General features: G+C 74.9%; 29 protein-coding genes. 22 read left to right on the top strand and 7 right to left on the bottom strand.

Features of this window, described 5'->3' with window-relative positions; all coding sequences use genetic code 11:
• Positions 1-19: 19 nt before the first annotated feature.
• Positions 20-1,234 carry a sensor histidine kinase gene (locus tag GGQ55_RS06010; protein ID WP_179715566.1) on the top strand — a complete coding sequence of 405 codons (1,215 nt, stop codon included), beginning with the start codon at positions 20-22 and terminating at the stop codon, positions 1,232-1,234.
• On the top strand, positions 1,231-1,914 hold the full coding sequence (locus tag GGQ55_RS06005) for a winged helix-turn-helix domain-containing protein (RefSeq protein ID WP_179715565.1): 684 nt from the start codon (positions 1,231-1,233) through the stop codon (positions 1,912-1,914). The genes GGQ55_RS06010 and GGQ55_RS06005 overlap by 4 nt, the downstream gene beginning before the upstream one ends.
• 71 nt (positions 1,915-1,985) lie before the next feature.
• Here the strand turns inward: GGQ55_RS06005 and GGQ55_RS06000 are convergent, their stop codons facing one another.
• Both GGQ55_RS06000 and GGQ55_RS05995 read right to left on the bottom strand, forming a co-directional pair.
• Positions 1,986-2,195: a DUF3072 domain-containing protein gene (locus GGQ55_RS06000; RefSeq protein ID WP_179715564.1), complete on the bottom strand. Its 210-nt coding sequence runs from the start codon at positions 2,193-2,195 to the stop codon at positions 1,986-1,988.
• Positions 2,196-2,205: 10 nt separating this feature from the next.
• Complete coding sequence (locus GGQ55_RS05995; RefSeq protein ID WP_179715563.1) at positions 2,206-2,394, bottom strand: hypothetical protein; 189 nt, start codon at positions 2,392-2,394, stop codon at positions 2,206-2,208.
• An 81-nt stretch (positions 2,395-2,475) separates the two neighbouring features.
• On the opposite strand from GGQ55_RS05995, the gene GGQ55_RS05990 reads away from it, so the two are divergent.
• Positions 2,476-3,549 carry a helix-turn-helix domain-containing protein gene (locus tag GGQ55_RS05990; RefSeq protein ID WP_179715562.1) on the top strand — a complete coding sequence of 358 codons (1,074 nt, stop codon included), beginning with the start codon at positions 2,476-2,478 and terminating at the stop codon, positions 3,547-3,549.
• Here GGQ55_RS05990 and GGQ55_RS05985 read toward each other — a convergent pair.
• Entirely contained in the window at positions 3,442-4,260 is an 819-nt protein-coding gene (locus GGQ55_RS05985; protein ID WP_366488826.1) for a DUF3109 family protein, read from the bottom strand. The genes GGQ55_RS05990 and GGQ55_RS05985 overlap by 108 nt on opposite strands.
• 41 nt (positions 4,261-4,301) lie before the next feature.
• On the opposite strand from GGQ55_RS05985, the gene GGQ55_RS05980 reads away from it, so the two are divergent.
• Both GGQ55_RS05980 and GGQ55_RS26755 read left to right on the top strand, forming a co-directional pair.
• A complete protein-coding gene (locus GGQ55_RS05980; RefSeq protein ID WP_179715561.1) occupies positions 4,302-5,246 on the top strand; it encodes a Ppx/GppA phosphatase family protein in 945 nt (314 codons plus the stop codon).
• On the top strand, positions 5,246-6,340 hold the full coding sequence (locus tag GGQ55_RS26755) for a DUF2157 domain-containing protein (protein WP_246323769.1): 1,095 nt from the start codon (positions 5,246-5,248) through the stop codon (positions 6,338-6,340). The genes GGQ55_RS05980 and GGQ55_RS26755 overlap by 1 nt, the downstream gene beginning before the upstream one ends.
• Here GGQ55_RS26755 and GGQ55_RS05970 read toward each other — a convergent pair.
• Positions 6,337-6,912: a type 1 glutamine amidotransferase domain-containing protein gene (locus tag GGQ55_RS05970; RefSeq protein ID WP_179715560.1), complete on the bottom strand. Its 576-nt coding sequence runs from the start codon at positions 6,910-6,912 to the stop codon at positions 6,337-6,339. The genes GGQ55_RS26755 and GGQ55_RS05970 overlap by 4 nt on opposite strands.
• Positions 6,913-6,975: 63 nt before the next feature.
• Here GGQ55_RS05970 and GGQ55_RS05965 point away from each other — a divergent pair, with 63 nt between their 5' ends.
• From GGQ55_RS05965 to GGQ55_RS05940, 6 genes are all read left to right on the top strand, one after another.
• Positions 6,976-7,704, top strand: coding sequence for a proline dehydrogenase (locus tag GGQ55_RS05965; RefSeq protein ID WP_179715559.1), 729 nt, complete (start codon positions 6,976-6,978; stop codon positions 7,702-7,704).
• Complete coding sequence (gene proC, locus GGQ55_RS05960; protein WP_179715558.1) at positions 7,701-8,528, top strand: pyrroline-5-carboxylate reductase; 828 nt, start codon at positions 7,701-7,703, stop codon at positions 8,526-8,528. Before GGQ55_RS05965 ends, proC begins: the two co-directional genes overlap by 4 nt.
• 252 nt (positions 8,529-8,780) lie before the next feature.
• Positions 8,781-9,134: a helix-turn-helix domain-containing protein gene (locus GGQ55_RS05955; RefSeq protein WP_246323768.1), complete on the top strand. Its 354-nt coding sequence runs from the start codon at positions 8,781-8,783 to the stop codon at positions 9,132-9,134.
• Between the two features lie 291 nt (positions 9,135-9,425).
• Positions 9,426-9,524, top strand: coding sequence for a 30S ribosomal protein bS22 (locus GGQ55_RS05950; RefSeq protein ID WP_012854759.1), 99 nt, complete (start codon positions 9,426-9,428; stop codon positions 9,522-9,524).
• An 11-nt stretch (positions 9,525-9,535) separates the two neighbouring features.
• Positions 9,536-10,642, top strand: a complete 1,107-nt coding sequence (locus GGQ55_RS05945; RefSeq protein WP_179715557.1) for an NAD-dependent epimerase/dehydratase family protein — start codon at positions 9,536-9,538, stop codon at positions 10,640-10,642.
• The gene (locus GGQ55_RS05940; RefSeq protein WP_179715556.1) at positions 10,635-11,546 is read left to right on the top strand and encodes a lysophospholipid acyltransferase family protein; all 912 of its coding nucleotides are present in this window, start codon (positions 10,635-10,637) and stop codon (positions 11,544-11,546) included. The genes GGQ55_RS05945 and GGQ55_RS05940 overlap by 8 nt, the downstream gene beginning before the upstream one ends.
• Here the strand turns inward: GGQ55_RS05940 and GGQ55_RS05935 are convergent, their stop codons facing one another.
• The 3 genes from GGQ55_RS05935 to GGQ55_RS05925 all read right to left on the bottom strand — a co-directional run bounded on the left by GGQ55_RS05935 (position 11,547) and on the right by GGQ55_RS05925 (position 14,739).
• Positions 11,547-12,488, bottom strand: coding sequence for an HAD family hydrolase (locus GGQ55_RS05935; RefSeq protein WP_366488824.1), 942 nt, complete (start codon positions 12,486-12,488; stop codon positions 11,547-11,549).
• A gap of 75 nt (positions 12,489-12,563) precedes the next feature.
• The gene (locus GGQ55_RS05930) at positions 12,564-13,814 is read right to left on the bottom strand and encodes a DUF5667 domain-containing protein (protein ID WP_179715554.1); all 1,251 of its coding nucleotides are present in this window, start codon (positions 13,812-13,814) and stop codon (positions 12,564-12,566) included.
• Between the two features lie 85 nt (positions 13,815-13,899).
• On the bottom strand, positions 13,900-14,739 hold the full coding sequence (locus GGQ55_RS05925) for a sigma-70 family RNA polymerase sigma factor (protein WP_179715553.1): 840 nt from the start codon (positions 14,737-14,739) through the stop codon (positions 13,900-13,902).
• Between the two features lie 216 nt (positions 14,740-14,955).
• Here GGQ55_RS05925 and GGQ55_RS05920 point away from each other — a divergent pair, with 216 nt between their 5' ends.
• From GGQ55_RS05920 to GGQ55_RS05870, 11 genes are all read left to right on the top strand, one after another.
• Complete coding sequence (locus GGQ55_RS05920) at positions 14,956-16,482, top strand: class I adenylate-forming enzyme family protein (protein WP_179715552.1); 1,527 nt, start codon at positions 14,956-14,958, stop codon at positions 16,480-16,482.
• Complete coding sequence (locus tag GGQ55_RS05915; RefSeq protein ID WP_366488822.1) at positions 16,479-16,718, top strand: glutaredoxin family protein; 240 nt, start codon at positions 16,479-16,481, stop codon at positions 16,716-16,718. Before GGQ55_RS05920 ends, GGQ55_RS05915 begins: the two co-directional genes overlap by 4 nt.
• 271 nt (positions 16,719-16,989) lie before the next feature.
• Positions 16,990-17,658: a redox-sensing transcriptional repressor Rex gene (locus GGQ55_RS05910; RefSeq protein ID WP_179715551.1), complete on the top strand. Its 669-nt coding sequence runs from the start codon at positions 16,990-16,992 to the stop codon at positions 17,656-17,658.
• The gene (locus tag GGQ55_RS05905; RefSeq protein WP_179715550.1) at positions 17,655-19,019 is read left to right on the top strand and encodes a glutamyl-tRNA reductase; all 1,365 of its coding nucleotides are present in this window, start codon (positions 17,655-17,657) and stop codon (positions 19,017-19,019) included. Before GGQ55_RS05910 ends, GGQ55_RS05905 begins: the two co-directional genes overlap by 4 nt.
• The gene (gene hemC / locus GGQ55_RS05900) at positions 19,016-19,993 is read left to right on the top strand and encodes a hydroxymethylbilane synthase (RefSeq protein ID WP_179715549.1); all 978 of its coding nucleotides are present in this window, start codon (positions 19,016-19,018) and stop codon (positions 19,991-19,993) included. Before GGQ55_RS05905 ends, hemC begins: the two co-directional genes overlap by 4 nt.
• Positions 19,990-21,534, top strand: a complete 1,545-nt coding sequence (locus tag GGQ55_RS05895; RefSeq protein WP_179715548.1) for a uroporphyrinogen-III synthase — start codon at positions 19,990-19,992, stop codon at positions 21,532-21,534. Before hemC ends, GGQ55_RS05895 begins: the two co-directional genes overlap by 4 nt.
• Positions 21,531-22,511 (top strand): porphobilinogen synthase, encoded by a 981-nt coding sequence (hemB, locus tag GGQ55_RS05890; RefSeq protein WP_179715547.1) that lies wholly within the window; start codon positions 21,531-21,533, stop codon positions 22,509-22,511. The genes GGQ55_RS05895 and hemB overlap by 4 nt, the downstream gene beginning before the upstream one ends.
• A complete protein-coding gene (gene mce1N / locus GGQ55_RS05885; RefSeq protein ID WP_366488819.1) occupies positions 22,508-23,026 on the top strand; it encodes a transport-regulating membrane protein Mce1N in 519 nt (172 codons plus the stop codon). Before hemB ends, mce1N begins: the two co-directional genes overlap by 4 nt.
• Entirely contained in the window at positions 23,023-24,396 is a 1,374-nt protein-coding gene (gene hemL / locus GGQ55_RS05880; RefSeq protein ID WP_179715546.1) for a glutamate-1-semialdehyde 2,1-aminomutase, read from the top strand. The genes mce1N and hemL overlap by 4 nt, the downstream gene beginning before the upstream one ends.
• Positions 24,393-25,031 carry a histidine phosphatase family protein gene (locus tag GGQ55_RS05875; RefSeq protein ID WP_179715545.1) on the top strand — a complete coding sequence of 213 codons (639 nt, stop codon included), beginning with the start codon at positions 24,393-24,395 and terminating at the stop codon, positions 25,029-25,031. The genes hemL and GGQ55_RS05875 overlap by 4 nt, the downstream gene beginning before the upstream one ends.
• A 62-nt stretch (positions 25,032-25,093) precedes the next feature.
• Positions 25,094-25,666: a TlpA family protein disulfide reductase gene (locus tag GGQ55_RS05870; RefSeq protein WP_179715544.1), complete on the top strand. Its 573-nt coding sequence runs from the start codon at positions 25,094-25,096 to the stop codon at positions 25,664-25,666.

The raw sequence follows: 25,666 nt of genomic DNA, 5'->3' as shown, positions 1-25,666 counted from the left end.
GCCACCTAGCATCGCAACCGTGAGTCCGCTGGTGGCGCTGCTCGTCGGCCTCGCCGTCGGCGCCGGTGGCGCGACGGCGGTGCTGCTGACGCGCCTGCGCGCGGCCCGGGAGGTCCTCCCGGCCCCTGCTCCGTTCGAGCGGACGGAGCCTGCGCTGGCTCGCCGCCTGGTGGATCTCATGGACCCCGCCGTCGTCCTGCTCGACGCCGACGACGTCATCGTGCTCGCCAACCCCGCGGCGCGCGCCCTGGGCATCGTCCGCGACACCCGCCTGCTGGTCCCCGAGCTCCTGCAGCTCGCGCTGGAGGTGCGCACGGGCGGCAGCCGCCGGCGCGACGTCCGGCTGCCCGGCGGTCTCGTCGGTGGCGGACCGCGGCTGGTCGGCGTCCACGGCGTGCGGCTGGACAGCGGCGCGGCTCCGCCGCCGGGCCCGGTCGCCCTGGTGCTGCAGGACGTCACCGAGGTCCGCCGCGGTGAGGCGGTGCGCCGCGACTTCGTCGCCAACGTCGGGCACGAGCTGAAGACGCCGGTCGGTGCGCTGGCGCTGCTGGCCGAGGCGCTCGAGGACGCCGCCGACGACCCGGAGACGGTGCGCCGCTTCGCCACCCGGGCCGGTCGGGAGACCGAGCGGCTGGGCCGGCTGGTCCGCGAGCTGATCGACCTGTCCCGCCTGCAGGGCGGCGAACCGCTGCCGGAGCTCGAGCCGGTCCAGGTCGACACGGTCATCGCCGAGGCGGTGGACCGCACCCGGACGGCGGCGAGCGCGAAGCAGATGGTCATCGCCACCGGCGGCGAGCACGGCCTGGTCGTCCGCGGGGTGGAGGCGCAGCTGGCCACCGCGGTGACCAACCTGCTGGCCAACGCGGTCGCCTACAGCCCCGAGGAGACCAAGATCGCGGTCGCCGCGCGAGCCCGCTCCGGGTTCGCCGAGATCGCGGTCACCGACAGCGGCATCGGCATCCCGCGGGCGGACCGCTCGCGGATCTTCGAGCGCTTCTACCGGGTCGACCAGTCACGGGCCAGCCGTACCGGCGGCACCGGGCTGGGCCTGGCCATCGTCAAGCACGTGGCCAGCAACCACGGCGGATCGGTGACGGTCTGGAGCGAGGAGGGCGTCGGCTCGACGTTCACCCTCCGGATCCCCCTGGCCGCCGGCGGTGTCCCCGACCCCGACACCGCCATCGAGATCGAGAACGCGGCGCCGGAGCGCGCCGTCGAGAAGGGACGGACATGACGCGGGTGCTGGTGGTCGAGGACGAGGAGTCCTTCTCCGACGCGCTGTCGTACATGCTCAAGCGCGAGGGGTTCGACACCGCCGTCGCGGCGACCGGGCCGGATGCCCTCGCCGAGTTCGACCGGGGCGGCGCGGACATCGTGCTGCTGGACCTGATGCTGCCCGGCCTGTCGGGCACCGAGGTCTGCCGGCAGCTGCGCAGCCGCAGCGCCGTGCCGATCATCATGCTGACCGCCAAGGACAGCGAGATCGACAAGGTCGTGGGCCTGGAGCTCGGCGCCGACGACTACGTGACCAAGCCGTACTCGGCGCGCGAGCTGGTCGCCCGGATCCGCGCCGTCCTGCGCCGGCGGGGCGAGAACGGCGACGTCCCCGCCGAGCCCGTGCTCGAGGCCGGGCCGGTGCGGATGGACGTCGAGCGGCACGTCGTCGTCGTGGACGGCGAGGCGGTCGCCCTGCCGCTCAAGGAGTTCGACCTGCTCGAACTGCTGCTGCGCAACGCCGGTCGGGTGCTGACCCGCATGCAGCTCATCGACCGGGTCTGGGGCTCGGACTACGTGGGGGACACCAAGACCCTCGACGTCCACGTCAAGCGGCTGCGCGCCAAGATCGAGCCGGACCCGGCCAACCCGCAGTTCCTGCTGACCGTGCGAGGTCTGGGCTACAAGCTCGAGGCCTGAGTAAGGACCACCCTTCCCCCCACACCTCGCAGGCTCGGCGCGGGACCCTGAAGGGTGGCCGTTCCATCACGTCACGAGCCGCGGCCGGTCTCCTCCTGCAGCTCGTCGATCTTCCGCGACGCGTCGGCCTTGGTGAGGTCGTCGGGGACCTCCGTGCCGGCCTCGCGCGCCAGCGTCTGCAGGTAGCTCTTCTGCGGCCCGGTGGCCGGCTCGTCGCCGGTCACCCAGTCCGACGGGTCCTTCTCGGCGGTGGGGTCGGTCTGCGCCTGCGATTCGCTCATGTGTTCGAGCCTAGGCGCCGACGAGCTCCTCCGCGCGGCGAGCGGAGTCCCAGCGGCGACCGGTCCGGTACACGTGCTGGTGGCCCTGCGGGCAGCGGATGGTCATGGCGATGTGGGTGGGGTGGTTCGTCACCGCGACGATGGAGCTCTCGGCGACCAGCTCGTCGGTCCCGGTGATCGGGCATCGGATGAGGAACATGGGAGAAGAGTCCTCCCGCGCCCCCGCCCGCACGAGTGGCAGGACTGACCACAAACGCGGTATTTCTGCCACACTCTGCGCATGGCCGCATCGAACCGTCCTCTGGTGGTCAGCGTCGTCTGCGCCGACGGGCTCATCGGCAGCTTCGGGCTGGGCGTGTGCCACGAGGTGTTCGGCTACGACCGCCGGCACATGGGCCTGCCGCGGTTCGACTTCGGGCTGGTCGCGGAGGTGCCGGGCGTCGTCCGCACCGACACCGGCCTCGGCATCGTCGCCGACCACGGGTTCGACCGGCTCGAGCGCTCCGACATCGTGCTCATCACGGCGTGGGAGGTCTTCGACGTCCTGCCGTCGGACGCCCTGCTGACCGCCCTGCGGCGGGCGCACGCGCGCGGCGCCACGATCGTCAGCCACTGCACCGGCGTCTTCGTGCTGGCCACCGCCGGGCTGCTGGACGGGCAGCGCGTGACCACCCACTGGAAGTGGGCCGGCGAGCTGGCCGCCCGGTTCCCCGAGCTGGACGTCGACCCGGCCGTCCTCTACGTCGACAACGGCTCGATCATCACCGGCGCCGGGACGGCGGCCGGCGTGGACACCCTGCTGCACCTGGTGCGCCGCGAGTGGGGTGCCGCCGCGGCCAACCAGCTCGCCCGCGAGATGGTCGTGCCCCCGCACCGCGACGGCGGCCAGGCGCAGTTCATCGACGCACCCGTGCCGGCCTGCCAGGACGACCTGCTCGGCGCGGTCCTGGACTGGGCGACCGCGCACCTCGCCGAGGACATCAGCGTCGAGCTGCTCGCCCGGCGGGCGCTGATGAGCCCGCGCAGCTTCGCCCGGCGGTTCAAGGCGACCACCGGCACGACCCCGCACTCCTGGCTGCTGGGCCAGCGGCTGGCCGCGGCCGAGGAGCTGCTAGAGAACAGCGACGCCCCGGTGGAGGAGATCGCCCGCCTGGTCGGCTTCGGGACGGCGGCCGGCCTGCGCGAGCAGTTCGCCCGCCGCCGCGGGGTCTCCCCGAGGGCCTACCGGCAGACGTTCCGCGCCGCGTCAGCTGCCGGGACGGCGCCGGTGCAGCTGGACAAGCACCGGCTCGGGGCTGGCCGGGTGCGGCGCGACGAGACCCGCGTCGAGGCGGGCCTCGGCCAGCCGGCGTAGCTCGGCGTAGGCCGGGCCGCCGATCAGCGCGACGAGCTCGGCCTCGTAGGTCGCCACCAGCGGTTCCGGCGAGACGTGCGCGGCCGGCGAGCCCGTGCACCACCAGTGCAGGTCGTGCCCGCCCGGACCCCAGCCACGGCGGTCGAACTCGCCGATCGTCGTCATCAGGACCTTGGTGCCGTCGGGGCGCTCCACGTGCTCCTGCTCCCGCCGCACCGGCAGCTGCCAGCAGACGTCGGGCTTGGTGGTCAGCGGGTGCAGCCCGGTGCGCAGGGCCATCCGGTGCAGCGCGCAGCCGGTGCCGCCGGGGAAGCCCGGCCGGTTGAGGAAGACGCAGGCACCGTCGACGACGCGGGTGCGCAGCGAGCGGACCCCGTCGTCGGGGGCCACCCCGTCCTCGGCACTGTCCTGCTCGGTCCAGGCGCCGCGCCCGACGGGGGCCAGCTGCCAGTCGTCGTCGGTGAGATCGGCCACGGCCGCGGTGACCCGCAGCAGGTCGTCCTCCTCGGTGAAGAACGCGCCGTGGCTGCAGCAGCCGTCGTCCGGCCGCCCCTCGACCACCCCGGCGCAGCCGCGGCCGAAGATGCACGTCCACGCCGAGGTCAGCCAGGTGAGGTCGGCGCGGATCAGGTGATCCGGGTCGTCGGGATCGGGGAAGGTGATCCACTCGCGGGCGAAGTCGAGGGGGACCTCGGGCGGCACGTCCTGCACCAGGCCAGCCTAGGAGCCGGCCGACGGGCAGACTGGGGGCCATGCGGCTGGGGGTTCTCGACGTCGGGTCGAACACGGTGCACCTGCTCGTGGTCGACGCGCACCGGGGCGCGCACCCGACCCCCATGCACGACGACCGCACCCTGCTGCGCCTGGCGGAGGAGATCGGCAAGGACGACAAGCTGTCGAAGGCGGGGGAGAAGGCGCTGGTCCGCGCCGTGCAGAAGGCCGTCGACCAGGCCGAGAAGCAGGGCTGCGAGGACTTCCTGGCCCTGGTCACCTCGGCGATCCGGGAGGCCGACAACGGCCTGGAGGTGCTCGAGCGGGTCCGCGAGCAGACCGGCGTCGACCTGCAGGTGCTCTCCGGCGAGGACGAGGCCCGGCTGACCTTCTTCGCCGTCCGCCGGTGGTTCGGGTGGAGCGCCGGCCGGCTGCTGGTGCTCGACATCGGCGGCGGCTCTCTGGAACTGGCCGCCGGCATCGACGAGGAGCCCGAGGTCGCGCTCTCCCTGCCGCTGGGCGCCGGCCGCATGACCCGGCGGTTCCTGCCCGATGCGCTCACCGGCGGCCGGCCCGACCTCAAGGCGCTGCGAGCCCTGGACGAGCACGCCGAGCGGCTGCTGGAGCCGGCGGCGCGCAAGCTGCGCTCGGCCGGGCCGCCCGACCTGGTCGCCGCCACCAGCAAGACGTTCCGCACGCTGGCCCGGCTCACCGGCGCCGCGCCGTACTCGGCGGGCCTGCGGGTCGATCGGCGGCTGAGCACCACCGGACTGGGTCAGCTGGTGGGCTTCGTGTCGCGGATCGAGTCCGGCGCGCTGGCCGAGCTCCCCGGCGTGTCGCCGGACCGTGCGCACCAGATCCCCGCGGGTGCGGTCGTGGCGCAGGCCGCGATGCGCGCACTCGACGTACCGTCCGTGCGGATCTGCCCGTGGGCGTTGCGGGAAGGTGTCATCCTGCGTCGACTCGACTTGTTGGAAGGGGCGTGATGGCCGAACCACGGCGGGATCCCGAGACCGGTGGCCGTTCGCTCGCGGAGATCCTGCGGGAGGCCGGCATCGAGTCCCCGACGCGGGGACGCCGGCGGCGCGACGACCCGGACGACACCGGCATCCGGCAGCGGGGTCAGGAGGACCCCGGCGACACCGGCCGGGTGGGCGGCCGGCCCTACGGACGGCGGGCGAGCGACCTGCGCATCGCCGAGCCGCCGGCCCAGCGGGCCGCGGACCCCTCGACCGCGGCGATCCCGAACATGCGCCCGTCGGGCAAGCCCGAGGTCCCGGGAGCCGAGACGTCCGCCGTGCGCGAGCGACGTCCCGACGAACGGCGTCCCGACGAGCGGCGCCCCGACGACCGGCGGACCGAACGCCGTCCCGAGGACCGGCGGACCGAACGGCGACCCGACGAGCGCCGGGCGGCCGACCGGCGGGCGACCGAGCGTCGTCCCGACGACCGGCGCGCTGCCGATCGCCGCAGGGCCGACGTCCCCGTCGCCGAGGACCGCCGCGTCGCCGATCGGCGGCAGGCCGACCGACGGCTCGACGACCGACGGCGGCCCGAGGGACGGCGACTGGCCGCCGAGCACCTCGGTGAGGCTGCGCCGGTCGACCGCCCGCTCGAGTCGCGTCCCGTCGAGGCGCGCCCCGAACGCCCCGCGGGCGACCGCCGGGCCGCGCCGGCCGCGGCCGAGGAGCGGCGCCGGGTTCCCGCGCCCGCCAGGCCGCTCGACGACAACCCGGTCACCGGGCCCATCCCGATCGTCACCGACGACGTCGAGGCCGAAGACCTGGACAGCACGCCCAAGGAGAGCGCGCTCGCCTGGCTGCGCTTCGCCGGGGAGCTCGTCATCGCCCTGGCCGCCGGCGTCGGCATCTACTTCCTGTTCACCGTGATCTGGGAGATGCTGCCGCACCTCGCGGTGCTGGTCTCCCCGCTCGCGGTGACCGGGCTGGTGGCCGGCGTGGGCGCCTACCGGCACAAGATGCACCGCGACCCCGTGGGACCGAAGCTCCTCGCGGTCCTCGTGTTCGCCGGGGTGCTGCTCACCGTGGCGCCCGCCGCCGGCCTCCTCGCCGCGGGTTAGGCGTCGTCCTCCTCGTCGTCGTCAGCGGTGTCGGCGGCCGCGAACTCCTCGACGATCGCGGCGCAGAACGCGTCGAGGTCGTCGGGCTTGCGGCTGGTGATCAGGGTGCCGTCGACGACCAGCTCCTCGTCGACCCAGTCCGCGCCGGCGTTGCGCAGATCGGTCTGCAGCGACGGCCACGACGTCATCCGCCGCCCCTTGAGGACGTCGGCCTCGGCGAGCACCCACGGCGCGTGGCAGATCGCCGCCACCGGCTTGCCGGCGTCGAAGAACGCCTTGACGAACGCCACCGCGTCGGCGTCGGCGCGCACGAAGTCGCCGTTGATCACCCCGCCCGGCAGCACCAGCGCCGCGTAGTCGTCGGGGTCGGCGTCGCCTAGGGTGAGGTCCACCTTCCTGGTGTCGCCCTTGTCGATGTGCTCGAACGCCTGGATGGTGCCCGGCTCGAACGACACCAGCTCCGGTTCCGCACCGGCCTCCTCGAGCGCCTGCCACGGCCTGTCGAGCTCGACCTGCTCGACGCCGTCGGTCGCGAGGACGGCCACCTTCTTCCCGTCCAGTTCTCCTGCCATGCGGGCGCCGCTACCCCGGCCCCCGAACCGGCACACACGCCCTGACCACTACGGTTCTCACTCGTGCGCGTGCGAACCCGGCCCGAGGTGCACCGCCTGCTGGTGCGCTCGCTCCCGGCCCGGTTCGTCGCCGGTCCGAGGGTGGACGACGCCCTCCGGGTCGCCGGCGAGCTGATCGCCACCGGCCGCCGCGTCTCCCTCGAGCACGCCGCCGCCGATCCCGACGGCGACGAGGCCGAGCTCACCGCGCTGCTCGGCCGGCTGACCGCCGCCGGGTGGGCCGCCGGCTGCGACGTCGTCCTGGCCGTCGGTCGGCTCGGTGCCGCGCGGACCCGTTCGCTGGCCGCCGTGGCCGCCGACGCCGGTGTCGGCGTCGTCCTCGCCGGCGCGGGGGAGGGCGTCGGCGAGCTGCCCGGGGCGACCGTGGTCGTCTCCACCCGCGAGCCGGACGCCGAGCGACGCTGCCGGGCTCTGGCCGCGGGCGGCGTGCGGCTGGCAGACGGCGGCGGCAGCGCCGGCCGGCTGGCCTTCGTGCGCTGCCTCAACGTCCTCATGGCGGCGCCGGGACGGCCCGGCATCGCCACCACCGACCCCCGTCTGATCGCGATCACCGGCGAGCGTGCGGCCTGGCACGACCGCGCGCCGGAGAGCTGGGAGCACGTCATGCCCTACGGAGTCCGGACCGACGAACAGCAGCGGCTGGTGGCCGCCGGCCACCGGGTGCGGGTCGCCGTGCCTTCGGGGGCCGGCGCGCTCGGGGTCGTGGCGCGGCGCCTGGGTGGCCGGGCATGACCGGCGGCCTGGCCATCATCGGCGGCGGGAAGATCGGGGAGGCGCTGCTCTCCGGCCTGATCCGGCGCGGCGGGCGGGAGGGCCTCGTGGTCTGCGAGCGCAGCCCCGAGCGCGCCGCGCAGCTGCAGGAGCGGCACGGCGTCCCGGCGGTCGACCTCGCCGAGGGGGCCGAGCGTGCCCGCACCCTGCTCATCGCGGTCAAGCCGCAGGACATCGGCACGCTGCTGACCGGGCTGGCCGCGCACGTCGACCCCGCCCGGCACCTCGTCGTCTCGGTCGCCGCCGGCGTGCCCACCACGACGATCGAGGCCGCCCTGCCCGCCGGGACGCCGGTGGTGCGGGTCATGCCCAACACCCCGGCGCTGGTCGACGAGGGCATGAGCGTGCTGGCCGCGGGCGCGCACGCGGCGGAGTCGCACCTGGACGACGCCGAAGCGCTGCTCGCCTCGGTCGGCCGCGTGCGCCGGGTGCCGGAGGCGCAGCTGGACGCCGTCACCGCGCTGTCCGGCAGCGGTCCGGCCTACTTCTTCTACCTGGTCGAGGCGATGATCGACGCCGGGATCCTGCTGGGCCTGCCCCGGGCCCTCGCCGCGGACCTCATCGTGCAGACCGCCCTGGGCGCCGCCGTGATGCTGCGCGACTCGGGGGAGCACCCGGTGCAGCTGCGCGAGGCGGTCACCAGCCCCGGCGGGACGACGATCGCCGCGATCCGCGAGCTCGAGCGGCACGGTGTCCGGGCTGCCCTCATCGCCGCCATCGAGGCCGCCCACGCCCGCTCGGTGGAGTTGGGACGAGAGAGCGGTGAGGGGCCGGCGGGTCGCTGAGCGACGACCGCGCGGGCAGATCTTGATCAACGGACCGTCACATCGGCACCTCGGGTCGCTGCGACACGCCCTGCATCGTGTCGACACGACGACATAGGTAGAAATCTGCCGAGGACCAACCGTTCCTCATGTCCGTTTCTTGTCTCGCTTCTGTCACGGTTGTCCCCCTACTCTCTGTGTCAGCGCGTGCGTGCCGCGTAGTCGGTGGGGAAGCCGGCTCGACGACACGCGCTAGGTCCGGAGACAGAGACAATGACCATGCCCCAGCGCCACCACGCTGCTTCCGCCGCTCAGTTCGCCGCCCGCCAGGGCGTGCCGGGCCCGCGGCCGATCGGTCGCCCCATGGCCGCCACCGTCGCCCGCCCCGTGCCGGCCGCGCACCCGGCCGCGATGCCCGTCGGCCGCCCGGTCGTCCCGCAGCAGCGCGCCGCCGTCACCTTCCTGACCGTCGCCGAGGTCGCCGCCATGATGCGGGTCTCGAAGATGACCGTGTACCGCCTCGTCCACGCCGGCGAGCTCTCCGCCGTCCGCGTCGGCCGCTCCTTCCGCGTCCCGGAGCGGGCCGTCCAGGACTACCTGCGCGACGCCTACACCGACATCGCCTGAGCAAGGACCCCGCTGCCCCCGCCACTCGCAAGCTCGCGGCGGGACCCTGCAGCAGGGCCGCTCCGCTCCCTTCCCTTCAGAGGGACGGAGCTCACGGGGGACGAGGCCTTCCCCCTTCGTCGTGAACCGGGCTCGTCCCGCGGCAGCGTCGCCGCGGGACGGCCGGTAAGCTCGGGCGGCCAGCGAGGACCCGGCAGGCGCCGGTGTCGTCGCGCACGAGCTGAATCACCACGGCGCGGGTCCCGGTTCTTCCGGTTCGCCCGCGCGACCACGACGTCGGGAGTGCAGGACATGGGTTCGGTCATCAAGAAGCGGCGCAAGCGGATGGCGAAGAAGAAGCACCGCAAGCTGCTGAAGAAGACCCGCGTCCAGCGACGCAACAAGAAGTAGGGCGCCCGCACGTGCCGCCCGCGGTGGTCCTCGTCACCGGCGTGAGCCGGTGGCTGGGGGGTGCCCTCGCGGCCGAGCTCGCCACCGACCCGTCGATCGAACGGGTCATCGGCGTGGACACCGTCCCGCCGTCCGCCGAGATGCTGCGACGTCTCGGCCGCACCGAGTTCGTGCGCGCCGACATCCGCAACCCGCTGATCGGCAAGGTCATCGCGAACGCGTCCGTCGACACGGTCGTGCACATGAACATCAGCTCCACGCCCGCCGGTGCCGGTGGGCGGGGGCCGATGAAAGAGCTCAACGTCATCGGGACGATGCAGCTCCTGGCCGCCTGCCAGCGGGCGGCGTCGGTGCGCCGCTTCGTGCTCAAGTCGACCAGCGCGGTCTACGGGGCCTCCTCCCGCGATCCCGCCGTCTTCACCGAGAAGATGCAGGCCAGGCGCGTGCCGTCCGGTGGGTTCGCCCGCGACAGCGTCGACATCGAGGGCTACGTGCGGTCGTTCGCACGTCGCCGTCCCGACGTCGACGTGGCGATGCTGCGGTTCACGAACTTCATCGGGCCGAGCATCGACTCGCTGCTCACCGGGTTCTTCCGCATGCCGGTCGTGCCCACGGCGCTCGGCTACGACGCCCGGGTGCAGCTGCTGCACGAGGACGACGCACTCGCCGTCCTCGTCCGCGCGACCACCGGCCAGTTCACCGGCACGGTCAACGTCGGCGGTGAGGGCACGCTGCTGCTCTCCCAGTGCATCCGCCGGCTCGGCCGCGTCCACGTGCCGATCCCCTCGCCGGCGCTCGGCTCGGTGGGCCGGTTCTCCCGGCGGTTCGGGTTCGTCGACTACTCCCCGGAGCAGATGCGCTTCCTCAACTTCGGCCGCGTGGTCGACACGACGGTCCTGCGTGAGGAGTTCGGCTACACGCCGCGCTACAGCACCGCGGCCGCGCTGGCCGACTACGCGCGCACGGTCGACCCGGTGATCCCGCCGGACGTCATCAGCGCCGTCACCGACCGGCTGCTCGGCGTCGTCGACCGGGTCGGCGACGGTGCCGCCGCCGTCGGGGAGCGGCTGCGCCCCGCGCCGCCGGCCCCGGGATTGCGGGCGGTGCGCGATGCCTGAGGCCCGCGTGATCCCGCTGCGGCCGGAGGACGACGAGCCGCGCCCGGTCGCCGCGCCGTCCTCCCCGAGCTGGGAGGAGCAGATCGCCGGCGGTGTCGAGTTCCTGCACCGGCGGGTGACCGGCGACTACGAGACCGACGAGTTCGGCTTCGACCCCGACCTCACCGACCACCTGCTGCTGCCGATCCTGCGGCCGCTGTTCAGCAAGTACTTCCGCGTCGAGACCCAGGGGCTCGAGCACGTGCCGGCCGAGGGCGGCGCGCTGGTGGTGGCCAACCACTCGGGCACGCTGCCCGTCGACGCGCTGATGACCACCGTCGCGCTGCACGACGAGCACCCGGCGCACCGGCGGCTGCGGCTGCTGGGCGCCGACCTGGTCTTCGAGCTGCCGTTCATCGGCAGCATGTCGCGCAAGATGGGCACCACGCTGGCGAGCAACGAGGACGCCGAGCGGTTGCTCACCGGGGGCGAGCTGGTCGGCGTCTTCCCCGAGGGCTTCAAGGGCATCGGCAAGCCGTTCCGCGAGCGGTACACGCTGCAGCGCTTCGGCCGCGGCGGTTTCGTCACCGCGGCGCTGCGCACCGGCGTGCCGATCATCCCGTGCGCCATCGTCGGGGCCGAGGAGATCTACCCGATGATCGGCAACGCCAAGACCGCGGCGCGGCTGCTCGGCCTGCCGTATTTCCCGGTGACGCCGACGTTCCCGCTGCTCGGCCCGCTGGGCCTGCTGCCGCTGCCGTCGAAGTGGCTGATCGCCTTCGGCGCGCCGATCGAGACCGCGTCCTACGGTCCCGGCGCGGCGGAGGACCCGATGCTGGTGTTCAACCTCACCGACCAGGTGCGGGAGACCATCCAGCACTCGATCTACCAGCTCCTGCTGCAGCGCAAGAGCGTCTGGCGGTAGTCACCGCCAGGGCAGGCGCACCCGCTTGTCCACGACGGGCACCGTCACGACCTTGCGCCGCCGGCGCACGGCGATGGTCCCGCCGACGATCCCGCCGGATACCACGGCGGCGGCCACCGTCGGGACGCCGATCTTCGCCGCCTTGCGCCCGGTCCGGAAGTCGCGCACCGTCCAGCCGCGCGAGCGGGCGACCGCGCGCAGCTCGGTGTCCGGGTTCACCGCCACGGCGTTGCCGCACAGCGTGAGCATCGGCAGGTCGTTGGCCGAGTCGCTGTAGGCCGTGCAGCGGGAGAGGTCCAGGCCCTCCCGCTCGGCCAGCGCCCGCACCGCCTCCGCCTTGGCCTCGCCGTGCATGAGCTCGCCGACCAGCCGGCCGGTGAAGCGGCCGCCCTTGATCTCGGCGACGGTCCCGAGCGCCCCGGTCAGGCCGAGCCGGCGGGCGATGATCGTGGCCAGCTCGACCGGGGTGGCGGTGACCAGCCACACGCGCTGCCCGGCATCGAGGTGCTGCTGCGCGAGCTGCCGCGTGCCGCCCCAGATCCGGTCGGCCATCAGCTCGTCGTAGATCTCCTCGCCGGCCTGCGCGATCTCGTCGACCGGGCGGCCGGACACGAAGCCCAGCGCGCTCTCCCGGATCGAGTGCATGTCCTCGGCGCTCTCGTTGCCGGCGATGCGGAACTTCGCCTGCTGCCACACGAACCGCGCCAGGTCGCGGCTGGTGAAGTACTTGCGGGCGGCCAGCCCACGGGCGAACCAGAACAGCGACGCGCCCATCATCATCGTGTTGTCGACGTCGAAGAACGCGGCCGCGGTCGGGTCGGCCTCGACCGCCGGCGGGCCGCTGACCTCGGCGGCGGCGGCCGACGCCTCACCGGCGACGTGCGCGCGGGTCTCGGGGTCGACCGGGGCGACCGGGCGCCCGCGGGACGGCCAACGCGGCACGAGCACCTCCCCCGGGAGAACGGCGAAACCGCTCTCGACCCTAACGGGCGCGGGGAAGCCGCCCCGCCGCAGGGCTCAGCAGCTGCCGACGGCGATGGGGCCGAGGCAGATGCTGACCAGCGGCGGGCTCGTGCTGGACGTCGAACCGCTGGTCGGCGTCGACGCGGAGCCGCTCGAGCCGCCCGCCGAGCCGCCCGGGAGCGAGACCGACACCGACGGCAGGGGCAGCGTCGGCAGGCTGGGGGCGGGCGCGGACGGGACCGTCGTGCGGGGCACCGTCGGCACCGTCGTGCCGGCGGTCGAGCCACCGGGCGCCCCGGTGCTGCCGCTCGACCCGGTGTCCCCGGTGGGCGCGGCCGGGATGGCGCTGGTCGGCAGGTCGGTCGCGGTCTGCCCCTCGCCGGGCACGGTGCCCGGCTCCGGCGTGCTGCCGCCCGCAGCCGACGGCGGGGTCTGGACCCCGCAGTCCGCCGGCAGCGGCCCGTACTGGTCGGTGCCGGCCGTCGCCGGGCCGCCCGGGCAGGCCAGGGCGCCCTGCAGCGCGGTGTCGCGGGCCCGGACCTCGGAGATCAGGGCGAGCGAGTTGCCCATCGCGTCGCGCGCACCTGCCGGCACCTTCGGCACGAGCGCGGACAGGTCGGCCGACTGCTGCGCGGACCACTGCGCCAGGAAGTCCAGCGGGGACGCCGAGCCGGTCTGCACCGCCCGGGTCGTCAGCCACGACGCGCCCTCGGTGGTCTGCGCGTCCATCGTCCGCAGGGTCTGGATCACCAGCTCCGGCGACGCGTCCGCGGCCAGGACGTCGCCGTCGCTCCCGCTGCCACCGGCCGCCGGCAGCGCCGTCGTCCCCTCCGAGAGCAGGTGGTCGAGCTCGTGCAGCCGGGTGCTGGCGAAGTCGAGCAGCGTCTGCCCGCGCGAGGAGTCGCTGGCCAGCGCGAGCTGGGTCTGCTCCGTGCCGCGCTTGAGCCCGTACAGCGGGTCGCCGGGCTGCGCGCCGGTCGAGACGGCGACCAGACCGGCAAGCGCGGTCACCGCGACGGCGGCACCGGCCAGCCCGGCGGTGAACCTGCCGCGCCAGCGCGCGGTGGCGGTCTCGACCGCGCTCGCGCCCAGAAAGCGCCGGGCGCGGGCCTTGCCCACCGGTTCCGGAGTCCGGACGGCGGCCATCGCCACGAGCCGGGCCCGGGTCGCCGCGCGGAAAGCGGCGTCGGGCTCGCCGTCCAGAGCCGTGCCGAGCTCGCCGAGCCGGCCGACGAGGGCCTCCTCGCGAGCGCGCACGGCGGCGCCGCGGCGCGGTGCCGCGTGGCTGCCGGTGTGAGCGTTCACAGGGGTCCTCCGGAGGGGTGGGCGTCGTCCAGCGTGCCCAACGACGAAGGGGTCCGGGGGGTTACGCGACCCGGCTGCAGTTCTGTCACAGCAGCCCCTCCGGCAACAGGGCCGCGAGTCGCCGGACGGCGCGGTGCTGCAGCGCCTTGATCGCGCCGTCCTTCTTCCCCATGATCGCGGCGGTCTCGGCGACCGAGAGCCCGTGCAGGAAGCGCAGCACGATGCACTCCTGCTGCTCGGCGTTGAGCTGCTGCACGCAGATCAGCAGCTGCTCGTTGGTGAGGTGCTGGACGACGGCGTCCTCGGGGCCGTCGGTGGCCCGGTCGGCGTCGCGCATGTCCGCCGTCGTGACCTCCAGCCGGTACCGGCTGCTCTTCACGTGGTCGCGGATGATGTTGCGGGCGATCGTGACCAGCCAGGCGCCGACGTCGCGGCCCTGGAACGACAGCGAGTCGATCCGCCGCAGCGCCCGGACGAACGTCTCGCTGGTGACGTCCTCGGCCATCGCCCGGTCGCCGACCCGGTGGTAGACGTACCGGAAGATCATCGTCACGTAGTGGTCGTAGAGCCGGCCGAACGCCTCGGCGTCGCCGGCCTGGGCGGCACGGACCAGCCCCCAGACGTCGACCCCGTCGCTCTCGGGCGGCTCTCCGGCATCGGCGAGGGCCGCGAACTCGTCGGCGGTCAGCTCCTCGTCGAGAGCCGGGTCGACGACGACGTTCGGCTCGAGCGGGGGGTCGGGGGAGGGCTCCGGCCGCGGCGCCGGCACCGTCTCGGTGGCCGCGCGCGGGAACGGGGTGGGCCGCGGTCGCGGCGAGGGGCGTGCCGCGGGCGAGGGCCGCGGATAGGGGGTCGGCCGCCCGTTCGACTCCGCCGGCGCGGCGGTGGCCTGCCGCGCGGCGTCGAGCGGGCGGGGGGACGGCATGCGGGCGGATCGACCTCCTCGTCGGCCCGCCGAGCCGACCTACGGCTCCCTCCGTCGCGTCGGGCTCGGTCGACCGGCGCGCATGCTGCGGGGCAAGCCCCATGGTGACAACATCGCTGCAGTCCGTCCACGCCACCCCGCCGGATTCGCTTCCTCCCGTACCCCGGCCGGGTGGCGATCGCAGCTTCAGAGCAGCTCCAACGACAGGAGAGGCCCGTGTCCGACGGCACCACCCTGACCGCGCTGGTGCGGGCCGCCGCGCGGCAGCGCCCCGACGCCCCGGCGGTGGTCGCCGGCGATCGGCGGCTCAGCTGGGGGGAGCTCGACGCCGCCGTCGACCGGGTGGCGGCCGGGTACGCCGCGCGCGGTCTGGCGCCGGGGGAGCGGGTGGCGGTGCAGCTGCCGAACGGGATCGACTGGTTGCGGGCCGCTCTCGGCGCCCTGCGCGCGGGGCTGGTCGTCGTCCCGGTCAACACGGCCTACACCGACCCTGAGCTCGAGCACGTCCTCGGCGACTCGGGGGCGTCGCTGCTCGTCGTCCGCCAGGAGCGGTCGGAGGTGGCCGGGGTGCCGGTCTGCCCCGGGCCGCCGGAGGCCGGCGGTCCGCCGCCCGAGGACGCCGAGGACCCGGACGGGCTGGCCTTCCTCGCCTACACCAGCGGCACCACCGGCCGGCCGCGCGGCGCGATGCTGCCCCACGCGGCGCTCCGGGCCAACCAGGAGCAGTGTCTGGCGATGACCCCGCCGCCGGTGCGCGCCGACGACCGGGTGCTGCTCGTCCTGCCGCTGTTCCACGTCTACGGCCTCAACTCCGGGTTCGGCCTGGCGGCCGCCACCGGCGCCTGCGTCGTGCTGCAGGAGAGCTTCGACCCGCGGGCGGCGCTGGAGCTGATGGAGCGCGAGCAGGTCACCGCCGTCCCCGGAGCGCCCCCGATGTACCAGGCCTGGCTGGCCGCGGCCGACGCCGACGGCAGCGACGCCGGGTTGCGGCGGGCGTTCGCGGCGGTGCGGATCGCGTCGTCGGGTGCGGCCCCGCTGCCGGAGGAGGTGTGGACGGCGATGCGCGAGCGCGCCGCCGTCACGGTCTGGGAGGGCTACGGGCTCACGGAGGCCAGCCCGGTGGTCGCCAGCACCCTGGCCACCGGCCGGCCCAAGCCGAACTGCATCGGCGGGCCGATCCCCGGCGTCGAGATCGAGCTGCGGGACTCGGCGGAGACCCCCGGCGACGCCGAGCCGGACGAGGACGACGACGGCGGCGAGGAGGGCCCCGGGGAGATCGTCGTCCGGGGGCCGAACCTGTTCGCCGGCTACTGGCCCGACGGCACCGACGGCCCGGACGCCGACGGGTGGCTGGCCACCGGCGATCTCGGCTACCGGGACGAGGACGGCGACCTGCACCTGGTCGACCGGCGCAGCGACCTGGTGCTGGTCAGCGGCTTCAACGTCTACCCCGCCGAGGTCGAGCGGGTGCTGGACGGCCATCCGGCGGTCGCCGAGAGCGCGGTGATCGGCGTGCCCGACGCGCGCACGGGGTCGGCGGTCCGGGCGGTCGTCGTCCTGGAGCAGGGGCAGACGGTGACCGCGGACGAGCTCATCGCGCACGCCGCCGGCTCGCTCGCCCGCTACAAGGTGCCGACCTCGGTCCACTTCCTGCCTGCGCTGCCGCACTCGCTGACCGGCAAGGTCAGCCGGGCTCGGCTGCGCGAGCTCGGCCTCACCGACGCGGAGCTGGTGGAGCAGTGACCCCACGACTGCAGCTGATGACTCGCGAGGGCTGCCACCTCTGCGAGGAGGCCGCCGCCACGCTCGCGCAGCTCGCCGCCGAGGCCGGTCTCGAGCCGCCGGAGTCGATCGACGTCGACGCCGACCCCGAGACGCAGGCCGAGTTCGGCGACCGGGTGCCCGTCGTCCTGCTCGACGGCCGCGAGCACTCCTACTTCGCGGTGGACGTCCCACGGCTGCGACGGGACCTGGGGTAAGGACCCCGCTCCCCCTCACCCCTCGCACGCTCGGGGCGAGCCTCTGGACCGGGGCCGTTCCATCACCTCACCAGGCGTGTGACAGGGTGGTTCTCGACACAGTGCCACCCGTATGTGGCCGGTCAGCGGGGTCTGAGGCCCTGTGCGACTTTGTTCCCACGTTCACAAGCGGTTACCGTGGCGGACGCCGGGCGGCAGACCGCCCGGTTTCCCCGATCGTCGCAGGCGGCAGGTGCGTCGCCGGAAGCGACCGCTGTGGAGTGGCAGGCCCGTGACGAACCCCCGGCCCCGGACGATCCCGGAGGCCACCGTCGCCCGGCTCGCCGTGTACCTCCGGGTCCTCACCGGGCTGGTCGACGGCGGGCGGAGCACCGTCTCCTCGGGTGAGCTGGCCTCCGCTGCGGGCGTGAACCCGGCCGGCCTGCGCAAGGACCTCTCCCACCTCGGCCCGTGCGGGGTGCGCGGCGTCGGGTACGAGGTCCGCACTCTTCGGGACCGCATCGCGCGGGTACTGGGCGTCGAACGGTCACGGGCGTGCGTGCTGGTGGGCATCGGCAACCTCGGCGCGGCGCTGGCCGACTACGCCGGCTTCGGCACCCGTGGCTTCGAGTTCGTGGGCCTGTTCGACGCCGCACCGAGCCGGGTGGGGCAGCAGGTCGGTGGTTCGGTCGTCCGTCCGGTCGAGGAGCTGGAGGACGTCGTCGCCGAGACGCAGGCGTCCATCGGCGTCATCACGACACCGGCCGAGGTGGCGCAGTCCGTCTGCGACCGGCTCGCCGCGGCCGGGGTGAGGAGCATCTTGAACTTCGCGCCCGTCACGCTCACCGCCCCGCCGGGGGTCGACGTGCGTCAGGTCGACCTGTCCGTGGAGCTGCAGGTGCTGGCCTTCCTGGGCTCCCAGCGCACGCTGCCCGAGGCGGTCGTGGGCGGTATGGCATGAGCCTGCTCGCGGTGGGTGTGAGCCACCAGACCGCCCCGGTCTCGCTGCTCGAGCAGTTCGCCATGGGGGCCGACGACATGGCCAAGGTGCTGCACGAGCTGGTCGACAGCGACCACGTGAGCGAGGCGATCGTGCTGGCGACCTGCAACCGGGTCGAGGTGTTCGCCGAGGTCGAGAAGTTCCACGGCGGCGTCGTCGACGTCAGCCGCATCCTGGCGCGCCAGGCCGGCGGCACGGTCGAGGAGCTCTCGCCGTACGTCACCGTGCACTACGAGGACCAGGCGGTCGCGCACCTGTTCACCGTCGCCGCGGGCCTGGACTCGATGGTCGTCGGCGAGACCCAGGTGCTCGGCCAGCTGCGCGCGGCCTACGCGCTCGCCCAGGAGGAGGGCACGGTCGGCCGCGCCCTGCACCCGATCGCCCAGCGGGCGCTGCGGGTGGGCAAGCGGGTGCACGCCGAGACCGGCATCGACCGGGCCGGCGCCTCGCTGGTCGCCGCCGCGCTGGACCGCGCCGACGCCCGCCTCGGTGGTCTGGCCGGCCGCCCGGCGCTGGTCGTCGGCGCCGGCTCGATGGGCGCTCTGGCTGCCACCACCCTGGCCCGCCGCGGCGTGCAGGTGACGGTGAGCAGCCGCACGCCCGAGCACGCCGCCCGGCTGGCCGAGGCCGTCGGCGGGCGCGCGGCCGAGCTGGCCGACCTGACCGCCGAGATCGCCGCCGCCGACGTGCTGGTCACCTGCACCGGCGCGAGCGGGATCGTCGTCGGCACCGACACCGTCGCGGCCGCCATGACCGGACGCGGAGACCGGCAGCTCGTCGTCGTCGACCTGGCCCTGCCGCGCGACGTCGAGGCCGGCGTCGCGGGCCTGCCCGGCGTGCACGTCGTCGACCTCGCGCTGCTGCAGGGCGAGCGGCAGTCGGCCGAGGCCCCGATCGCGGGCTCGGTGGCCGCCGACGACGTCCGCGCCGCGCGCGGCCTGATCGAGACCGAGCTGTCGCAGCTGCGCGCCGAGCAGCACGCCGCCGCGGTCGCCCCGGCGATCTCCGCGCTGCGCAACCAGGCCGCCGAGGTGGTCGACGCCGAGCTGCTGCGGCTGTCCGGCCGGCTGCCCGACCTCGACGCCCGTTCCCGCGCGGAGGTCGCCCGCACGGTCGGCCGCGTCGTCGACAAGCTGCTGCACGAGCCGACGGTCCGGGTCAAGGAGCTGGCCAGCGCACCGGGCGGCACCGACTACGCCGACGCGCTGCGGGCGCTGTTCGGCCTGGGCATCGACGCCGACGTCGAGGGCGAGCACGCCACGCTCGCCGAGGCGGTCACCGTCGATCCCGAGGACCTCCGCCCGGGGGGTGGTCTGCCGTGAGCACGCCCGCTCTCCGTCTGGGCACCCGTCGCAGCCGGCTGGCGCTGACCCAGTCGCAGTGGGTCGCCGACGCGATCACCGCCGCCACCGGCGTCCCGGTCGAGCTGGTGCACATCGTCACCGAGGGCGACGTCTCCACGGCGGCGATCGCGCAGCTCGGCGGCACCGGGGTCTTCGTCACGGCGATCCGCCAGGCGCTGCACGACGGCCGGGTCGACCTCGCCGTGCACAGCTACAAGGACCTGCCCACCGCGCCGGAGCCGGGCCTCGTCCTGGCCGCCGTGCCGGTGCGCGAGGACCCGCGCGACGCGCTGGTGGCCCGCGACGGGCTCACCCTCGGCGAGCTGCCGCCGGGCTCCACGGTCGGCACCGGCGCCCCGCGCCGGGTGGCCCAGATCCGCGCGCTCGGCCTCGGCCTCGACGTCGTCCCGATCCGGGGCAACGTCGACACCCGCATGGCGCGGGTCGTCCCGGGTGACCTGGACGCGGTCGTCCTCGCCCGGGCCGGGCTGGCCCGGCTGGGGCGCACCGACGCGATCACCGAGACGCTCGACCCGCTGCAGGTGCTGCCCGCCCCCGCCCAGGGAGCGCTCGCCGTCGAGTGCCGCGAGGACGACGCCCGCACCCGTGAGCTGCTCGCCCCGCTCGAGCACGCCGGCACCCGTGCCTGCGTGGTCGCCGAGCGGAGCACCCTCGCCGCACTGGAGGCCGGCTGCAGCGCGCCGGTCGCCGCCTACGCGGAGGTGGCCGACGGCGAGGACGGCCCCGAGCTGTACCTCCGCGCTTCGGTGACCGCCCTGGACGGCAGCGACGCCGTCCGCGGCTCGGTCACCGGCCCGCTCGGCGAGGCGGCGGCCCTGGGCCGCGCGCTCGCCGCCGAGCTGCTCGACCGCGGTGCCGCCGAGCTGATGGCGGCCCCCCAGATCCCCGAACACGCCCTCTCCCAGGGGCCAGGAAGCAGGAGCACCCGATGACCCGCAAGACCGCCGGCGCGCCGGCCGGCAAGGTCGTCTTCGTCGGCGCAGGCCCGGGCGACCCCGGGATGCTGACCGCCCGGGCGAGCGAGGCGCTCGCCACGGCCGGCGTCGTCCTCGTCGACCCCGACGTCTCGATCGCCGTCCAGGACGTCGTCCGCGAGACCGTGCCGGCCGCCGAGCTGACGCCCGTCTCCGGCGACCCCGCCGAGGTGGCCAAGGCCGCCGTGGCCGCGGCGAAGGGCGGCGCCGTCGTCGTCCGCCTCGTCGCCGGCGACCCGTTCACCTCCGAGGCCGCGGTCAAGGAGCTGCTGGCCGTGGGCCGCACCTCCGTGCCGTTCGACGTCGTCCCCGGCGTCGCGACCGGCACCGCGGTGCCGGCGTTCGCCGGCGTCGCCCTCGGCGGGACGGCGCTCTCCGCCGACCTGCGCGCCGGGGTCGACCTCGTCCCGCTGGCCGCGGCGGCCGCCGCCACCGGCAGCCCGCTGGTGCTCTCGGCCCCCGCCGTCGAGGAGCTGCCCGAGGCCGCGATCCGGCTCGTCGAGGGCGGCCTGACCGGCGCGACGCCGGTCGTGGTCACCGCCGGTGGATCCGGCACGGGCCAGAAGAGCGTCGTGAGCAAGCTCGCCGCGGTCGCCGAGAAGACCGCCGGCCTCGAGGCGCTCTCCGGTGCCGTCGTCGCCACGATCGGTGCCGCCGTCGACAAGCGGGCCAAGCTCTCCTGGTGGGAGAGCCGGCCGCTGTTCGGCTGGCGGGTGCTGGTGCCGCGGACCAAGGACCAGGCCGGCGAGATGAGCGAGCGGCTGCGCGCCTACGGCGCGGTGCCGGTCGAGGTGCCGACCATCGCCGTCGAGCCGCCGCGCAGCCCCGCGCAGATGGACCGCGCGATCAAGGGCCTGGTCACCGGCCGCTACGGCTGGATCGTGTTCACCTCGGTGAACGCGGTGAAGGCCGTGCGCGAGAAGTTCACCGAGCTCGGCCTCGACGCCCGCGCGTTCGCCGGCGTCAAGGTCGCCTGCGTGGGCGAGTCCACCGCGGACGCCGTCCGGGCGTTCGGCATCGCGCCGGAGCTGGTGCCCGCCGGGCAGCAGTCCAGCGAAGGCCTGCTCGCCGACTTCCCGCCCTACGACGACGTGTTCGACCCGATCAACCGGGTGCTGCTGCCGCGCGCCGACATCGCCACCGAGACCCTGGCCGCCGGCCTGGTCGAGCGCGGCTGGGAGGTCGACGACGTCACCGCCTACCGGACCGTCCGGGCGGCCCCGCCGCCCGCGCCGGTGCGCGAGGCGATCAAGGGCGGCGGCTTCGACGCGGTGTGCTTCACCTCGTCGAGCACGGTGCGCAACCTGGTCGGCATCGCCGGCAAGCCGCACGCCAAGACCGTCGTCGCGGTGATCGGCCCCGCCACCGCGGCCACCGCGCAGGAGTTCGGCCTGCGGGTCGACGTCCAGCCGGAGACCGCCGCCGTCGCGCCGCTGGTCGACGCGCTCGCGGAGTTCGCGGCCGCGCGCCGGGCCGAGGAGGAAGGCGGCGCCAAGTGACGTCGCCCGGTTTCGCGCGCGGGCGTCGGCTGCGGTCGACGCCCGCGCTGCGGCGGCTCACCGCGCAGACCCGGCTCGCCCCGGCGGACTTCGTGCTCCCGGTGTTCGTCAAGCAGGGCATCGACGAGCCGGTGCCGATCAGCTCGATGCCGGGCGTCGTCCAGCACACGCTGGACTCGCTGCGCAAGGCCGCGCACGAGGCGGCCGAGGCCGGCATCGGGGGGCTGATCCTGTTCGGCATCCCGTCGGAGAAGGACCCGGTCGGCTCGCAGGCCGACGCCGCCGACGGCATCGTCAACGTGGCGCTGCAGCAGCTCAGGGACGACCTCGGCGACGAGCTGGTGCTCATGGCCGACCTGTGCCTGTGCGAGTACACCGACCACGGGCACTGCGGGGTCGTCACGCCGGCCGGGATCGTCGACAACGACCCGACGCTGGACCGCTACGCCGCCGTCGCGATCGCCCAGGCCCAGGCCGGGGCCCACGTCATCGCGCCCAGCGGGATGATGGACGGCCAGGTCGCGGCGATCCGCCGCGCGCTCGACGGCTCCGGGTTCACCGAGACGCCGATCCTGGCCTACGCCGCCAAGTACGCCAGCGGCTTCTACGGCCCGTTCCGGGAGGCCGCCGAGGGCGCGCCGCAGTTCGGCGACCGGTCGACCTACCAGATGGACCCGCCGAACGCCCACGAGGCGCTGCGCGAGGTGCGCCAGGACCTCGCCGAGGGTGCCGACGCCGTCATGGTCAAGCCGGCGCTGCCGTACCTGGACATCGTGCGCGCGGTGGCCGACGCCGTGGACGTGCCGGTGAGCGCGTACCAGGTCAGCGGCGAGTACGCGATGCTCGAGGCGGCCGCGGCCAACGGCTGGGTCGACCGGCAGCGGGCGATCCTCGAGACGCTCACCGCGATCCGCCGCGCGGGCGCCGGAACGGTGCTCACGTACTGGGCGGTGGAAGCAGCCCGCTGGCTGCGGTGACGCCCTACATCGAACCCGGCGGGTCGTGGCGGCCGTTCTGGCTGGTCGCCGCGTTCCTCGTGGTGCTGATCGGGCTCGACCTCGCGCTGCCCGGCGCCGACGTGCCCGCCTGGGTGTGGGTGCTCTGCGTCGTCGCGGTGCTCGGCGTCGTGGGCGTGGGCGCGCTGTCCGCCCGCCGGATGTGGACGGTGCGCGTGGACGCCGACGGCCCGGACGCCGCGCTGTCGGTCGGCCGCGAGCGGGTCGCGCTCGCCGACGTCGACGCCGCCCACCTGCGCGCCGTCCGGGAGGGCGAGGCGGGCGTGGACGCCGGGGCTCCGGTGCTCGGCGGCGGCTGGTCGGTCCCGAAGGGCCGCACCGGGCTGCCGCTGAGGCTCACCGACGGCCGGACCGTCCTCGTGCCGACCCGCGACCCCGCCGCGCTGACCACCGCGATCCTCGCGGTCGTCACTCCTCCGTCGAACGGCCATCCCTTCGACGGGTCCTCAGGTTCGCAGGGGACACTGGATCAGTGACCTCGTCGGACGCCGCCCGCTACGCCTACGAGGCCCCGGTCTCTGCCGACCTGTTCGCCCGGGGCCAGGAGATCACCCCGGGCGGGGTGAACAGCCCGGTCCGCGCCTTCCGCGCGGTCGGGGGGACCCCGCGCTTCATGGTGTCGGCGTCCGGGCCCTACCTCGTCGACGCCGACGGCCGCCGCTACGTCGACCTGGTCAGCTCCTGGGGGCCGATGCTGCTCGGCCACGCCCACCCGGCCGTCGTCCAGGCGGTGTCCACCGCCGCCGCGGCCGGGCTGTCGTTCGGCGCGCCCACCGAGGGCGAGCTGGACCTGGCCGAGGAGATCGCCCGCCGGATGCCGCCGGTGCAGAAGGTCCGGCTGGTCAACTCCGGCACCGAGGCGGTGCTGTCGGCGATCCGGCTGGCACGCGGCGCGACCGGGCGCCGGCTGGTCGTGAAGTTCGCCGGGCACTACCACGGTCACGTCGACGCGCTGCTCGCCTCGGCCGGCTCCGGCGTCGCCACGCTCGGGCTGCCCGACACCCCGGGTGTCACCACCGGCGCCGCCGCCGACACCGTCGTCCTGCCCTACAACGACGTCGCCGCGGTCGAGCAGGTCTTCGCCGAGCGCGGCGCCGACATCGCGTGCGTCATCGCGGAGGCCGCCGCCGGCAACATGGGCGTCGTCCCGCCGCTGGACGGGTTCAACGCCGCGCTGCGCCGGATCACCGCCGCGCACGGGGCGCTGCTGGTGCTCGACGAGGTGATGACCGGCTTCCGGGTGTCCCGGTCCGGCTGGTACGGCCTCGACCCCGTGGCCGCCGACCTGTTCACCTTCGGCAAGGTCATGGGCGGCGGGCTGCCGGCCGCGGCGTTCGGCGGTCGCGCCGAGCTGATGGACCAGCTGGCGCCGGTCGGGCCGGTCTACCAGGCAGGCACCCTGTCGGGGAACCCGGTCGCGGTCGCCGCCGGGCTGACCACGCTGCGGCACTGCACCGACGAGGTCTACGCCCGCTGCGACAAGGTGTCCGCAACGCTGCGCGGTGCGGCGAGCGCCGCGCTGTTCGCCGCCGGGGTGCCGCACCGGGTGCAGCAGGCCGGCAACATGTTCAGCGTCTTCTTCGTGCCCGACGAGCGGCAGGTCCGCGACTACGACGACGCCAAGAGCCAGGACGTCGGCCGCTACACCGCGTTCTTCCACGAGATGCTCGCCCGCGGCGTCTACCTGCCGCCGTCGGCCTTCGAGGCCTGGTTCGTCAACGCGCAGCTGGAGGGCGAGGCGCTCGACCGCGTGCTCGCCGCGCTGCCCGCGGCTGCCCGCGCCGCCGCTGCAGCCCGCCCCGGCCCCGTGCACGCCGCGCCCGACGACGCCGAGGCCACCCCGTGAGCGAGGAGACCACCGTCGTCCACCTGCTGCGGCACGGCGAGGTGTTCAACCCCGACGGCATCCTCTACGGCCGTCTCCCGGGCTTCCGGCTCTCCGACGCCGGGGAGATGATGGCGAAGAAGGCCGCCGCCTGGTTCGCGGGCAAGGACGTCGTCCGCCTGGTCTCCAGCCCGCTGGAGCGGGCCCAGCAGACCGCCGCGCCGATCGCCGCCGAGCTCGGCCTGCCGGTGGAGCTCGACGAGCGGCTGATCGAGGCGGGCAACGCGTTCGAGGGCATGCGGGTGGCCGGGGGAGCGGGCGTGTTCCGCCGCCCGGCCAACTGGTGGAAGCTGCGCAACCCGCTGCAGCCGTCGTGGGGCGAGCCCTACGTCGAGATCGCCGCCCGCATGATCCGGGCGGTCGAGGCCGCCCGGGACGCCTCCCGCGGGCACGCGACGGTCCTGGTCAGCCACCAGCTGCCCATCTGGACGGTGCGGTTGCACCTCGAGGGCCGCCGGTACGTGCACGACCCGCGCCGCCGGCAGTGCGGCCTGGCCAGCGTCACGTCGCTGACCTACGTGGGCGACCGGTTCACCGGGCTCTCCTACGCCGAGCCGGCGGGAGCCACCGACCCCGACGCGGTGCCCGGGGCATGAGCGGTGCCACCTTCAACCCGCAGGCCGCCGGCGCGAGCCGTTCTCGTCGTGGAATCCGGCGGATGAATCGGCGCCTGGTGCTCGCGCTCGTCGGAGCGGCCCTGCTGGTCGCGGGCTGCACCGGCAAGGACGCCGTCGACGTCAACAACGGCGGCGAGTTCCGGTTCGTCGCCGGCACCCCCGCCGGCGAGGTCATCCCGGTGAAGGACCGCCAGAGCGCGCCGGAGTTCGGCGGCCGGCTGCTCGACGGCACGGAGTTCTCCTCGTCCTCGCTGTCCGGCGACGTGTCCGTGATCAACTTCTGGGGCTCCTGGTGCCCGCCCTGCCGGGTGGAGACGCCGGAGTTCCAGCAGGTCTACGCCGCGGTCAAGGGCGACGGCGTGCAGTTCCTCGGCGTCAACGTCAAGGACGACGAGCAGCTGGCCGACGCCTTCCTGCAGAGCAAGGACATCACCTACCCGTCGCTCTACGACCCGCGCGGCGAGGTGGCGCTGGCGTTCCGGGACTACCCGGCCAACGCGATCCCGTCCACCATCGTGCTGGACCGCGACGGACGGGTGGCCGCGGTGTACACCGCCGCGGTGAAGCCGGAGGACCTGCAGACCGTCCTCGACCGCGTCGTCGAGGAGGGCTGA

It is taken from the genome of Petropleomorpha daqingensis, from assembly GCF_013408985.1.
Taxonomy (GTDB): Bacteria; Actinomycetota; Actinomycetes; order Mycobacteriales; family Geodermatophilaceae; genus Petropleomorpha; species Petropleomorpha daqingensis.
This window is presented reverse-complemented; position numbering and strand designations above follow the sequence as displayed.

Excerpts from the sequence above, each read along its gene's own strand:
- GGQ55_RS05870 (WP_179715544.1), top strand. The coding sequence starts at position 25,094 with ATGAATCGGCGCCTGGTGCTCGCGCTCGTCGGAGCGGCCCTGCTGGTC.
- GGQ55_RS05955 (WP_246323768.1), top strand. The coding sequence starts at position 8,781 with ATGACCATGCCCCAGCGCCACCACGCTGCTTCCGCCGCTCAGTTCGCC.
- GGQ55_RS05995 (WP_179715563.1), bottom strand. The coding sequence starts at position 2,394 with ATGTTCCTCATCCGATGCCCGATCACCGGGACCGACGAGCTGGTCGCC.
- GGQ55_RS06000 (WP_179715564.1), bottom strand. The coding sequence starts at position 2,195 with ATGAGCGAATCGCAGGCGCAGACCGACCCCACCGCCGAGAAGGACCCG.
- GGQ55_RS05990 (WP_179715562.1), top strand. The coding sequence starts at position 2,476 with ATGGCCGCATCGAACCGTCCTCTGGTGGTCAGCGTCGTCTGCGCCGAC.
- GGQ55_RS26755 (WP_246323769.1), top strand. The coding sequence starts at position 5,246 with ATGGCCGAACCACGGCGGGATCCCGAGACCGGTGGCCGTTCGCTCGCG.
- GGQ55_RS05925 (WP_179715553.1), bottom strand. The coding sequence starts at position 14,739 with ATGCCGTCCCCCCGCCCGCTCGACGCCGCGCGGCAGGCCACCGCCGCG.
- GGQ55_RS05970 (WP_179715560.1), bottom strand. The coding sequence starts at position 6,912 with ATGGCAGGAGAACTGGACGGGAAGAAGGTGGCCGTCCTCGCGACCGAC.
- proC (WP_179715558.1), top strand. The coding sequence starts at position 7,701 with ATGACCGGCGGCCTGGCCATCATCGGCGGCGGGAAGATCGGGGAGGCG.
- GGQ55_RS05905 (WP_179715550.1), top strand. The coding sequence starts at position 17,655 with ATGAGCCTGCTCGCGGTGGGTGTGAGCCACCAGACCGCCCCGGTCTCG.
- GGQ55_RS05895 (WP_179715548.1), top strand. The coding sequence starts at position 19,990 with ATGACCCGCAAGACCGCCGGCGCGCCGGCCGGCAAGGTCGTCTTCGTC.
- GGQ55_RS05980 (WP_179715561.1), top strand. The coding sequence starts at position 4,302 with ATGCGGCTGGGGGTTCTCGACGTCGGGTCGAACACGGTGCACCTGCTC.
- GGQ55_RS05950 (WP_012854759.1), top strand. The coding sequence starts at position 9,426 with ATGGGTTCGGTCATCAAGAAGCGGCGCAAGCGGATGGCGAAGAAGAAG.
- GGQ55_RS05940 (WP_179715556.1), top strand. The coding sequence starts at position 10,635 with ATGCCTGAGGCCCGCGTGATCCCGCTGCGGCCGGAGGACGACGAGCCG.
- GGQ55_RS06005 (WP_179715565.1), top strand. The coding sequence starts at position 1,231 with ATGACGCGGGTGCTGGTGGTCGAGGACGAGGAGTCCTTCTCCGACGCG.